General features: G+C 47.8%; 8 protein-coding genes. 3 read left to right on the top strand and 5 right to left on the bottom strand.

Going from position 1 to position 12,414, the window contains the following annotated elements; translation table 11 throughout:
- Window positions 1–119: 119 nt before the first annotated feature.
- Window positions 120–317 carry a hypothetical protein gene (locus BZG82_RS10390; RefSeq protein WP_131825065.1) on the top strand — a complete coding sequence of 66 codons (198 nt, stop codon included), beginning with the start codon at window positions 120–122 and terminating at the stop codon, window positions 315–317.
- 523 nt (window positions 318–840) lie between these two features.
- Here BZG82_RS10390 and BZG82_RS10385 read toward each other — a convergent pair.
- Window positions 841–2,157, bottom strand: coding sequence for a DEAD/DEAH box helicase (locus BZG82_RS10385; RefSeq protein ID WP_077678033.1), 1,317 nt, complete (start codon window positions 2,155–2,157; stop codon window positions 841–843).
- Between the two features lie 125 nt (window positions 2,158–2,282).
- Between BZG82_RS10385 and BZG82_RS10380 the strand changes: the two genes are divergently transcribed.
- Window positions 2,283–2,813 (top strand): NUDIX hydrolase, encoded by a 531-nt coding sequence (locus BZG82_RS10380; RefSeq protein WP_077765802.1) that lies wholly within the window; start codon window positions 2,283–2,285, stop codon window positions 2,811–2,813.
- Window positions 2,814–2,907: 94 nt separating this feature from the next.
- Window positions 2,908–3,387, top strand: a complete 480-nt coding sequence (locus BZG82_RS10375; protein WP_077457486.1) for a PaaI family thioesterase — start codon at window positions 2,908–2,910, stop codon at window positions 3,385–3,387.
- Window positions 3,388–3,691: 304 nt separating this feature from the next.
- On the opposite strand, the gene BZG82_RS10370 is transcribed toward BZG82_RS10375, so the two are convergent.
- The 4 genes from BZG82_RS10370 to BZG82_RS10355 form a co-directional block, all read right to left on the bottom strand.
- The gene (locus BZG82_RS10370; protein WP_077765801.1) at window positions 3,692–6,760 is read right to left on the bottom strand and encodes an efflux RND transporter permease subunit; all 3,069 of its coding nucleotides are present in this window, start codon (window positions 6,758–6,760) and stop codon (window positions 3,692–3,694) included.
- Window positions 6,757–7,854 (bottom strand): efflux RND transporter periplasmic adaptor subunit, encoded by a 1,098-nt coding sequence (locus BZG82_RS10365; RefSeq protein ID WP_077765800.1) that lies wholly within the window; start codon window positions 7,852–7,854, stop codon window positions 6,757–6,759. Before BZG82_RS10365 ends, BZG82_RS10370 begins: the two co-directional genes overlap by 4 nt.
- Window positions 7,851–8,888, bottom strand: a complete 1,038-nt coding sequence (locus BZG82_RS10360) for an efflux RND transporter periplasmic adaptor subunit (protein WP_241825758.1) — start codon at window positions 8,886–8,888, stop codon at window positions 7,851–7,853. Before BZG82_RS10360 ends, BZG82_RS10365 begins: the two co-directional genes overlap by 4 nt.
- 123 nt (window positions 8,889–9,011) lie before the next feature.
- Window positions 9,012–12,413, bottom strand: coding sequence for a PAS domain-containing hybrid sensor histidine kinase/response regulator (locus tag BZG82_RS10355; RefSeq protein WP_077765799.1), 3,402 nt, complete (start codon window positions 12,411–12,413; stop codon window positions 9,012–9,014).
- Window position 12,414: the final 1 nt, after the last annotated feature.

Below are 12,414 nucleotides of genomic sequence, written 5' to 3'. Positions count from 1 at the left end.
GTGAGATACGTATGCCACCTATGAAGGTGGTGTGTGTCTTGTGTGCGTGGTGATAAAACCCATGTCAGGACGTTCGCCGTCATTGTGCGTGGGAACTGTCGGAGGGTAAAACGATGGTGATGACTCAACGTATTGATGAATTTGAAAGAAAAATTCAAGAGGCCTATCAAGAAGGTAATATCGAAACCGCACATCGCTTGGAAGAGCAAGTGTCGATGTTACGTCGACGGCTTACAAAACCGGCTGCGGATTTTAAAGCCGCGAGCCAAGTTGAAGATTTTCATGAGGTAGCAGACGGCGATTACTACGACAACTAACCTCACTTCCCTCTTCAGTACGCGCCTATTCGGTGCGCGATAAATAACAAAGCCTTCTCAAAAGAGAAGGCTTTTTTACTGACAGAATGAGGTTTTAAAGGGCCTAGTCAGCAAGTTATCTAGTGAGGCGCTTATTGCGCGGCACGTTCGCGGCGCACAATCCACGCAGCAGCAGTGATAAAAGCAACGACCAATGCAGTTTCCACAGCGTTTCCTATTAATAGTCAATGAATCTTGTATGCAGCCGTCTACTGCACACTCCAAGCCGCATTTGCTTAACCATCAAGCAACGATTGCTGCACAGTGTACGTAATATGTAATTAAATTGCTGCAAAAAAGCACAGTTTCACCAAAGAAAAGTGAGATTTTTGGGCATCATAGCGCTAAGCAATACAAAGTTTCATTGGTGTACAAAATTTAGTGATATACAGCGAATATCTTTCTGATTGTAGCTAGCCGCCGGCATAATAGATAAAACAAAGGAGGGATACCCCTCCTTTTGTTCGATAAGCCGTATTTTGCTCTATTCTGGTTTAGGTTTTTTCCGCATCATGGGCGTATCGCCAGCAGGCACATTGTTATAAAAGCTCTTATCGCGTTTCTTAGGTGCTTTCGGCTTCGCCTTTTGAGTTGGCTTTTTACGTTTCGCAGGCCCTTTCGACTGAGGCTTGGCCGACTTTTTCTCTTTGAAACCTTTAAATTTACCCGTTAGGCCCTCAATCGCAGTGAAAGATAAGCTCAAACGCAAAAAAGCTTCAATATTTTTAAAGCTTCGCCAATCTTTCGGGCCAACCAATGAATAAGCCAAACCTTGATGTCCAGCTCGCCCAGTACGACCCACACGGTGAATATATTCTTCCGCATGTTTCGGCAAATCAAAGTTGATCACCATAGAGACGTTAAGCAAGTCCAGACCACGGGATGCCACATCCGTAGTGACCAAGACATCATGAAGGCCGCGCTCAAACTCATCCATAATACGATTACGAGATGACTGGTTAAGCTCACCGCTCAAGGCAATGGCTTTATAGCCGGCTTGGTTAAATCTCTCCGCAAGACGCTCAGTGTCTGCGCGCGTTGCGGTAAAGACCATCACTTGTTTGTGCGCATTAGCTTCCATTAAGTGATCCAATAGCGCATGCTTGTGATCAAGATGATCACTCAGTACAAAATGCTGTTCAATGTCACTATGTAGCGTATGCGTTTCTCCCGCCGCAATGCGTTTAGGGGACTTAAGCAGCCCTGCAGCCATGTCTGTCACTTGCTGATGGTCCAGCGTCGCAGAAAACATGAGCGTTTGCCGTAGACGATGGTTGGCTTGCTCATTGATTGCATCTAATTGCGCCTTGAATCCAAGATCGAGCATACGATCGGCTTCATCAAGGATCAGCATTTCCAATCCAGCTAACGACAAGTGATGCTGTTTCAGATGATCGGCAAGACGCCCAGGCGTGGCCACAACGAAAGTGGGTGACTGACGGAAAACTTTCGCTTGCTCGTTAAAGTTTTCCCCCCCCAATACCAATGCGGCTTTATGGGGCGTACCACTGGTCAGCATACGCAATTGCCCATACACTTGCTTTGCCAATTCTCGTGTGGGCGCGAGCACCAAAACACGCGGATCGCGACGACTGAGAGGTTTAGTACGTAGCACGCGCTGCATCGCCGGCAATAAAAAAGCCAGCGTTTTCCCTGAGCCCGTTTTTGAGGAGGCCAACAGATCCTTCCCGGCCATAACAACAGGAATCGCCTGTCGCTGGATATCGGTTGGCTTTTCAAATCCACGGTGGGCAATGAGCGACAGTAAACGTCTATCTAATCCCAGATCGTCAAATTGCAAGGTATTACTCCAATGGTATTTCTATGACAAAGCGCGCAGTAGCGCCATTTAAGGTCGCGAATGCTACCATACTTTACAACAAAACACTGCACTAAAAACGGGTGCAACACGCGTTGAGGATAGGGATGAAAGAGACAATTTACCACCAATGGAAACGCCTGTCGTTGGTAGAGACACAAACCGTATTGCCGGATGGGCGTCCTCATCGGCATCATGTCATTCGCCATCCAGCCGCGGCAGTCATTTTACCCATACTTGAGGATGGCCGCCTTGTGTTGCTCAATCAATTTCGACCCGCGGTTAATCAATGGTTGCTGGAAGCGCCCGCTGGGACTTTAGAGCGTGATGAATGCCCGCTAGAAGGTGCAAAGCGTGAGCTTGAAGAGGAAACGGGCTGCCAAGCCACGTCGTGGTACTCGCTGGGCTCTGCACTCCCTGTGCCTGGATTTTGTGATGAAGTTCAGCACTTCTATCTGGCTTCTGGCCTCACCCAGACTGAAATGAATCTGGATGATGATGAGTTTATCCAACTCCGTCTGATGACCATGGCCGAAGCAAGAGCACGCATTGCGGCAGGAGAGATAAACGACAACAAGACCGTTGCCCTTATTGCACGTGCTGATTATCAAGGTTTACTGCCACAGCCTCAATCTTAGCTACCCACTCCGCATTGTTGTTAATGAAATGTTGACGCCGCAGTGTAGCAACGAGTAGCTTGAACAGGTATGACCAGATTAACAAGGAGTGTGTATGTTTTCTTCCCCTTTGGCGCGCGCTAATCAGCACCTTTCGCTGTTTGGGTTTCTCAAAGTTCCTATGATTGGTTGGTGTCGGCCCAAGATTCTTGCCATTGACGATCAGCACGTACAGATGAGAATCCCATTAGGACGCCGGACTAAAAACCACCTAAATAGCATGTATTTTGGCGCGCTAGCAGTAGGTGCCGATGTGGCTGGCGGTTTTCTTGCCATGGCGATGGCCGAGCAACACGGAATTAAAATCAGTCTCGCTTTCAAAGCAGTCACGGCAGATTTTCATAAGCGCCCAGAAGACGATGTGATTTTTACCTGCCTCGATGGGCAAAAAATCCAAGCCATGATCCGCGAAACCATCGAAACCGGTGAGCGTGTCAACCAGCCTGTCACCATTGTGGCTACCTGCCCCACGCTTCATGGCGATGAGCCGATGGCAACCTTTGACTTAACCCTATCCCTCAAGCAAATTAGTTAGTTTCTCTTTATTTATCGTAAAGCAGCCTTACCGTTTCGGTAAGCTGCTTTGCCATGCCAACTCAACCTCTTACGCTCTCTTTTTGGCAATCAAATAGTTACATTTAGCATCCGGTTTGAGTGTGACTGCTCTATAAAAGTCTTACTCAGCATATTGACATTTAACTATCGCGCTTCTGATGCCCCTTAGCGACGTAATTCACCGAGTTATTAACTGTTTTTGTGGATAGTTCTGCAGTTATCCACAGCCTCAACCTTGAGACACTGACATAAAAAAAGCACCGCGGTTGCGGTGCTTAGTCGTATCAGGCATTACGGTGATAATGGATTTGATAAAAAATCCGATACAGTACAGGCACCACAATCAGTGTTAGCACGGTCGCAAAGCCCAATCCAAACATGATAGTCACTGCCATTGGGCGGAAAAATACATCCGGTAACAACGGCAGCATCCCTAAAATGGTCGTCACCGCAGCCATACAAACCGGACGAACACGACTCACTGCCGCGTCCACGACCGCTTGGTAGCGCTGTTTGCCACTGGCAACCTCTATATTGATTTGGTCAATCAATACAATCCCATTTTTCAGTAGCATACCACTTAGGCTTAAGAAGCCGAGTAATGCCATAAATCCGAACGGCGTATTCAGTAAGAGCAGACCCGTGGTCACCCCGACAACTGCAAGCGGCACGGTTAACCAAACAATTAACGACTCTTTCACCGAGTTAAATAGCAGTATGGTTACCAAGAACATAAAGAGGTAACCCAGAGGCATAATACTAAACAGCCCTTCCTTCGCTTCTGTGGATGACTCATACTCACCGCCCCATTCAATACGGTAGCCTTCTGTAAGAGGAATCGACTCAATGTCACTGCGGACACGGGTTAATAACGTTGCCGCCGTGACGTCACCCAATGGATCGGGATCGGCCATCACGGTTAGCATACGTTTGCGATTTTTACGCATGATGATGGGGTCTTCCCAACGCAGGTCATAGTCAAGAATCACCTGTTGCAAAGGAATATAATCTTTCAGCACAGGGCTCCAGATCTTCATCCCTTCGAGGGTATTAATATTAACGCGCTCCTCATCCGGCAAGCGGGCCACAATGGGCATTAAATTGGTGCCATCACGATACACGCCAATACGCTTGCCACTGAAGGTCATGGTTAAAAGGTCGTCCACGTCTTTTTTGGTAATCCCGTAGCGACGCGCTTGGCTCTCGTTAAACTCAGGTTCGAGCACTTTGGTACGTTCGCGCCAGTCATGACGAATATTGACGGCATCTGGGTCTTGATGAAGACGTGCTTCCACCTGCTTAGCAATAGCTCGTAGTTCCGTCGGCTCAGGTCCGATAATCCGCGCTTCAATTTTTGACCCCGAAGCCGGCCCTAAAGTGATCGGTTTGAGCTTAAGTTGAACATTCGGATATTGCTGCTGAATATGTGAACGCACCAGTCCCATCGTGGATTTTACATGGGCATACTCATCCACACGGACGATCAGCTCACCATACGCGGCGTAAGTTTTCTCTGGTGAATAGGTCAACATAAAGCGCTGAGACCCTTTCCCAGCACTGGTCGATACATAGCTCACCCCTTCTTGTTCACTCAACCAGCTTGAGACATCATCCAAGGTGCCTTGGGTCGCCCGAATATCTGTACCTTCAGGCAGCCACAAATCCACCATGAACATCGGTGTGGTTGAGTCAGGGAAGAAAGATTGTTTCAGATGGCTAAACCCGTAAACACTGGCTCCCAGCGCAATGACCATGACAACTAGAGTCAAATAGGCATGATGCATACAAAACGATAAGAATCGTTTATAAATCACAAACAGCACGCCATTGTAGGGATCCGATTGCTCATCGTCCTCGGAGACGGTGGTTTCTTTGAAAAACATGCTGGCAAAAAAGGGCGTCAGCGTAATGGCTGTAAACCAACTGAGCATCAAGGAGATCAGCAGAACCGTAAACAAGGTGCCGCAATACTCACCGGTTGCATCTTCAGATAAACCAATCGGCGCAAACGCTGTAACCGCAATCACGGTCGCCCCCAACAAAGGCCACTTGGTCTGAGTGACAATATCGTGCGCGGCCTGCATTCGCGTTCGGCCGCGTTTTAAGCCGACTAATATACCTTCAACCACCACAATGGCGTTATCCACCAGCATGCCAAGCGCAATGACCAAGGCACCGAGTGAAACACGCTGTAAATTAATATCGAAGTAGCGCATAAACACGAACGTGCCCAGCACGGTTAGTAGTAAAACCAAGCCAATTAAAAGGCCCGAGCGCAGTCCCATAAAAAAGAGCAACACGATAATAACGATCGCCACCGCTTGCCCGAGACTAGACACAAAGCCGCTGACCGAGTTGTCGACTTCATCGGGCTGGTTATACACATGATGCACTTGAATACCAACGGGCTGATTATCATTGAGCTCCGCCAAACGTTTATCGACGTTCTTCCCAACTTCCACCACATTGACGCCATCCGCGAATGAAATACCCACTTGCAGCGCTTGCTTACCGTTATACGACAGGACTTGGCTAGGGACTTCTTGGTATCCCCGTTTTACATCCGCAACGTCGCGCAGATAAATCAGCCCTTGTGAGCCCGCTTCGGTGAGGATCAAGTTGCCCAGTTCATCCACAGATGAGAACTCGCCGGTAGGGTGAATACGAATATACTCATCCCCCACTCGCACGGCTCCCGCATTGCTCACTAAGTTTTGGGTTGCCAGCAGGTTAAATAAGGTATTAGGAGAGATACCCAAGCTGCTCAAACGCTGAATCGACACCTCGATAAAGACTTGTTCCTGTTGCGCACCCGTCACTTGTACTTTGCCCACCCCTTGGACTAATTCAAGCTCACGACGCAAATAATCAACATAGTCTTTAAGCTCGCTATAGCTATATCCGTCACCGGTTATCGCCAATAAAATTCCGTACACATCACCAAAGTCATCCATCACTTGTGGCGGGTTCACGCCGGGAGGAAGTTGTCCCCGTGCATCGTTCACTTTTCGGCGCAGCTCATCCCATATCTGGGGAAGATCATCGGAACGATATTTGGGTTTCATTTTAACCGTGATCTGTGAAAGGCCACGACTGGAAATAGAGCGAACTTCATCGACATAGGTAAGCTGCTGTACCGCTTTTTCAAGCGGATAAGTGACCTCTTCTTCAACCTGCTGCGGCGTTGCACCAGGATAGCTGGTGATGACCATTGCATCTTTAATGGTAAAGGCCGGATCCTCTAAACGCCCTAGCCCCAAAAACGCGATGGTACCCCCAATCAAAAAGATCAGTGTAATCATCCAACTGATCACTTTGTTTTGAATAAAATAACCTGCCACGCCTTGCTTCATGATCTCTTTTCCTCTTGTGACGCGAGCTGTACGGTTTGCCCATCGGCCAGTTGATTCGCGCCGTCAACAACAATGCGATCACCCTGTTTCAACCCTTCAACCACTTCAATCCGGTGACCGTGAATGCGCCCCATCTCAATCTGCTGCTTGTGCACGGTATTGTCCTCAGCATTCAAGAGCCATACATAACTGTGCTCGCGATCAAGCGGGTCACCATCTTGGTTAAACACCGCTTCTATCGGTATAGAGAGCCCTGTACGGGTTAACTGCAAGCCTTGACGAGAAATACTGACTTGAACGGGCATACCATCGAGAATGAATTGTTGCTCTGGCATCGGCATCGTTAAGGTCACCACAAAGGCACCGCTTTGCGGATCCGGCTCGGCGGTATATTCGTCGATCGATGCCTTGAAGGTATTGCCTTGTTGGGTTATCACTTCGGGAACCAACCGCGTTTGCACCGATTGCGTGTTCACACCCGCATTGCGACTAAACAAAATATCAGGGACTTGAATGCGAATGTCGGCACGTGTGGCATCGTGGATATTCATGATCGCTTGCCCCGGCGCAATGGTTTCAAATGGCTCCACGCTGACACGAGAAATAACGCCATTTTCCGGTGCTTTCAGCTCAACGTAGGATAAATGCAGCTTCGCCAGCGCCAACTCTGCTTGCGCAATTTCGCGCTGTGCTTTTAGCTCATCAAATTGTGATTGAGCCAACATACCTTGTTCAACCAAGGGTGCCGAGCGACGATATTGAGCATCCGCAACATCAAAGCGCGCACTGGCGTTCTCGACCGCTAAGCGATAGTCCGTTGGTTCAAGTCGCGCCAGTACATCGCCTTTCTTGACCAGATCACCCGCTTTTACGTTAATTTGCTGCACCTCACCGGGAACCCGAAACGCTAACGTTGCTTTATCTGCCGCGGCGGCCACCGCGGGGAAGGTAATACGTTCATCTTGTTGCTGATGGTGCACCGTAAAGGTTGTCACCACCGGCGTTGTCACCTCGCGAGGAGCTGACTCAGGCTGGCACGCCGAAAGTAGCAATACACCGAGCCCAATACCCAAGAGTTTTGTGATTGCTTTCATAGTCCACGCTCCTTCACCCAAGCTCGTACCCGATCGCCCTCTTGAAGCGCACTCGCGCCTGTCGCGACAATCACATCGCCATTTCCAAGGCCTTCGCTCACTTTGCCATCCTCTAAACGAATGGGCGTGAAAGACACAACACCTTGCGGGTCGACTCGCCAGACACCAAGATTTTCCCCTTTCTTGATCATTGCAGAGGCAGGAATGGAGGTCTCTGTATCTGTCGGTATGGTGACACTCACCTTCGCTGCCATTCCCGGCAAGACATTCACGGCTTGTGGCCGCATCAAGCTCACTGTGACGCGATAAGACGCTGTTTTCGTGTCCGCTTCTGTATCCATTTCCTTAAGCTGGGCAGGAAAGCGACGGTCGCCATACGCATCAAACGTCACAAATGGCGTTAACTGCTCCGCTTGCTGACTAAAATAATGGAAGTAACGCTCAGGTAACTGAAAGCTGACATTGATAATATCTTTCGACTGAATGTGGAGAACGGGCTCTTGAGCTCGGGCAAACTCATTGACCTCTTTCATTCGCAAAGACACGGTACCGGAATAAGGTGCTTTTAGCTGCGTATAATTCACATTCGTCTGCGCTTGCTCTAAACCCGCAGCTGCTTCACTCAAGGCGGAGCGCGCTTCGTCAAAGCGCTGCTCAGATATGACTTTGTCGTTATGTAGACGTTCTGCGCGATTGAACTGCACCTGAGCAAGTTGATACTGTGCCTTGGCCTTGTCTAGCTGCAGACGATATTGCTGGCTATCTAGCTCCGCTAAGCTATCGCCTTGATTCACATCCATACCTGCTTTCACCGGCATGCTCTCTATCACGCCTGATACACGAAAGGAGAGTAATGCCTTGTCATCGGCTTCAACTTGGGCGGGAAATTGACGGGTAATCCCTTCATGACCGATAGCTACCGTCAACAGCTTAGCGGGCCGAGCTGGCGTATCGGACGGTGCAGAGGTCGCCTGGTCCCCACAGCCACTAAGTAGCAAGGTGGCGGCGCAAACCATCACAGCACTTTTGTTCATCTGCCTTTCCTCACAATAAAACCTAGTACTCGACTCGAGAGGCAAGCACTAGGTGTTTGATTGGTCTTTATTTTTTAATCTAAGTTGACACGTTATCCATGCTAACGAGCATGACGGGATGTATCAAGGTGTTTCCGGTAGGCTCGAGACCTGCTCAACAATAGCTTGGGTGTGTTCACGAATTGTCGGTAAATAGTCCTTCAATGTTTCAGTATCATCTGTTTGTGATTTCTCAAGCTCCAAGCAAATCCCCGAAAGCGCATTCGCACCTATCATTGCCGCCGCGCCCTTCATTTTATGAGCGAGCTTCTTAACAGCTGCAACATCTTGCTCATCGAACGCCGCTTCCATTTTTTCTAAGTCATTGGTCTGATTATTCACATACTTATCAAGGATCATTTTCACCAGATCCATGCTATCACCCACCTGTTCTTTGACATGAGCAATATCGACGGGAGGCTCAGTAGATTCCATGGTTGCCGCTCCATTCACACGATGACCGGGATCAGGTTCAATACCTGTATTTATGTCTTTGTCAGACTCGCTGGTGTGTTTACCTGCCGCCAAAGCGTTTTCATCTAAGTCTTCCAAATCCAGCTCATCGTTATCGTGCTGATCGTCATAATGGACTGCATCGTTGCTGGAATAGAGGATCAGCAGCTCAATCAACTGATCTTTGCTAAAAGGTTTGGCCAAATGCCCATTCATACCAGCGTCCAAGCAACGCTCTGCGTCCCCCGACAACGCATTCGCGGTTACCGCAATAATCGGTGTGTGCTTATCAAATTCACGAATACGACGCGTTGCTTCAAAGCCATCCATTTCTGGCATTTGACAGTCCATTAAAATAATATCGAAAGGTGTTTTTTTATGCAGTTCAAGTGCTTCTTTGCCGTTCTCAGCCAGCGTACGCTTGCAACCCAGTTTGGCAAGAATAATATCGATTAAGTCTTGGTTGACTAAGTGATCCTCCGCGACCAAGACATTTAAATCAAAGCGAATATTGTCGTACTGCCCAACGACCGCAAGATTGTCATCAAGATCCGCCTCATCAGACGTCAGCACCCGATACAACTCGCTGTAATTAATCGGGCATGTCAACGTCTGCATGCCTGTATCGTGATGCCCATTGTGGCTAATGGCGATACTTTTAGCGACTTTGCCCACCAGATGCTGACAGCTCTGCATCTTGTCTTGATCAATCATCAAGGTTAGCTGTTCGCTATCTCGCGTATCAACTTGCGCCCCCTCAGTAACAGTGACAAACGAGACAGACAGGCGATCGAGATATGCTGCCAATGTTGTGGTGAGCAAATTATCTTCTGATACCAAACAGACTTGCTGAGCTTTCTCTTCTGCGCTCAGTTCATAACCATCAAACAGTGTGTGCGGTGAGTCAGTGAAGGTAATAGGCACGGTAGACACAAAGGTCGTACCTTTATTTTCTTCACTCCGAATAGTGATATCACCCTCCATCAATCGGAGCAATTTACGACATACTGGCAAGCCCAAACCTGTCCCTTGATAAGAGCGCGAATACGAGTTATCCACCTGAGTAAAGTTTTCAAAGATAGCCTCATGGCGATCTTCTGGGATCCCGATCCCCGTATCTTCCACTTCCATGACAAGATTCGTGACTTCGCCATCTTTCGCTTGATACAAGCGAACATAAATATGCCCTTGCTTAGTAAACTTCACCGCATTGCCGACTAAGTTGATAATCACTTGTTTATAGCGGACCGCATCGAGTTCAATATCACATGGCATACGAGGATCGATATAACAATGGAGTCGCAACTGTTTTTCTGCCGCTTTGGCAGTGAAGATGCTCAAGGATTCGTGAACAAGATCAGCCACATTGAGTACTTGTTTAGAGAGCGTCATTTTACCGGCTTCGATTTTGGTCAAATCGAGCACATCGTTGATGATGTTTAATAGTGCGGTAGAGGAATGCTGCAAGGTGTCGACGAAATAGCGCTGCTGTTGCGTCAGTGGCGTCTCAATCAATAAATTCGACATCCCTACAATGCCATTCATCGGTGTGCGAATTTCATGACTCATCATCGCTAGGAAATTAGTCTTTGATTCATTGGCGCGTTCCGCTTGTTCTTTCGCTCTCGCCATCTCTTTAGAGATCATGTCGTTCAAGTTTTTCTGTTGAACAAAATGAATCATTGAGCTCAGGCTCGACAAAATCGGATCGATCCAGCTTTGTAACTCATCATCATAGGTGGTTGATTCATCGAACAAACAAACCACCCCTACAAGTTGGTTCGACATGTACAGCGGTAACCCTAACACATTGATGATCATTTTTTGGTTATTGCCCGCAACACCCGCCATTTGCAGGCTCCGTTTACTTTGCTTGGTCTCAATGATTTCAACCAACAAGTTACGAACAAACTCATCGCCTACGTAACCATTTTGGATCAGGCGAGTCTGAGCAAGCACATGATAAGGTAAGCCCGCATGATCGGGTTCGTCATTGCCTCCTACTTCAACAATAATGCCATGATTGCTTTCACCAATACGCAGCAAGATTTTGAGCACATCATGGAAGCTTTTACTGAAATCCTCTCGAATCAGAAATTTGTCTTGCAAGCTCTTCATAGCGGAGAACAGCTCCGCCCCTTTAGAGACTTTTTGTTTATCGAGGTGTTGTTCGGTGATATCGCGAATAATGGCTACATTAAGCGCGCGTGGATCTTCGTCTTTGATGGGGGTAGATTTCACCTGCACCACTCGCTCTCCGTTCTCGGTTTCTATTTCATAAGAGCGATTAGTCTTGCCATTCAAATCGTAAAGTGCCTGTGAAAAATAAGCGCGCGAGTTGGGCTTAACACGTGACACAATGGCTGACAATGTGATGGCTTCATCCGGGACAGACTCAAGCTCAAACAGCCGCTTAGCCGAGTCGTTAATAGTAATGATGGAATGTTTTTCACCCAGCACCAAAAGTGCATCGGTATAACTATGAATAACAGTATCGAGGTAGGCGCGGCTTTGCTCTGCTCGGCTGATTTGCTTAGCATATTTCCAAATAAAGAAAACCACCAGCAAGTTCAGCAGAACGATTTGGGTCGTCGTCCTTAATATCTCAGTATTAAGTTCCTTATCAATATATCGACTATCTCGATAAATAATCAAATCACCCACTTTAATCGAGCGACTGCGATCATCGTATTCAAGTGGAATTGTCAACTGACTCAATTCAGAATCTGCGCGCGTCCCTTTTGAATCCGTAACATAACGAAACTGACCATTGGCATCGATAAGCTCCAATCGATGGACATAGCGGGAGCCCATTTCACTATTAAGATCGTTTTGGACATTCTCAAAATCATAGTTCCACATTAGTGTCGGCAAACGCTGTTTTAGCCGTTGGCTAATGGATGTCAAATCCTGATTCATATCCGACTCTAAGCGTGATTTCGCAACATAATAGTTATAAAAGCCAAATCCACCTAGCAGCAGTGTTGCCAACACAATCAAAACGATAGCTAAGCGCATTCCCACTCGATTCATA

It is taken from the genome of Salinivibrio sp. PR5, from assembly GCF_001996085.1.
Classification (GTDB): domain Bacteria; phylum Pseudomonadota; class Gammaproteobacteria; order Enterobacterales; family Vibrionaceae; genus Salinivibrio; species Salinivibrio proteolyticus.
This window is presented reverse-complemented; position numbering and strand designations above follow the sequence as displayed.

Excerpts from the sequence above, each read along its gene's own strand:
- BZG82_RS10365 (WP_077765800.1), bottom strand. The coding sequence starts at position 7,854 with ATGAAAGCAATCACAAAACTCTTGGGTATTGGGCTCGGTGTATTGCTA.
- BZG82_RS10390 (WP_131825065.1), top strand. The coding sequence starts at position 120 with ATGACTCAACGTATTGATGAATTTGAAAGAAAAATTCAAGAGGCCTAT.
- BZG82_RS10355 (WP_077765799.1), bottom strand. The coding sequence starts at position 12,413 with ATGAATCGAGTGGGAATGCGCTTAGCTATCGTTTTGATTGTGTTGGCA.
- BZG82_RS10380 (WP_077765802.1), top strand. The coding sequence starts at position 2,283 with ATGAAAGAGACAATTTACCACCAATGGAAACGCCTGTCGTTGGTAGAG.
- BZG82_RS10370 (WP_077765801.1), bottom strand. The coding sequence starts at position 6,760 with ATGAAGCAAGGCGTGGCAGGTTATTTTATTCAAAACAAAGTGATCAGT.
- BZG82_RS10360 (WP_241825758.1), bottom strand. The coding sequence starts at position 8,888 with ATGAACAAAAGTGCTGTGATGGTTTGCGCCGCCACCTTGCTACTTAGT.
- BZG82_RS10375 (WP_077457486.1), top strand. The coding sequence starts at position 2,908 with ATGTTTTCTTCCCCTTTGGCGCGCGCTAATCAGCACCTTTCGCTGTTT.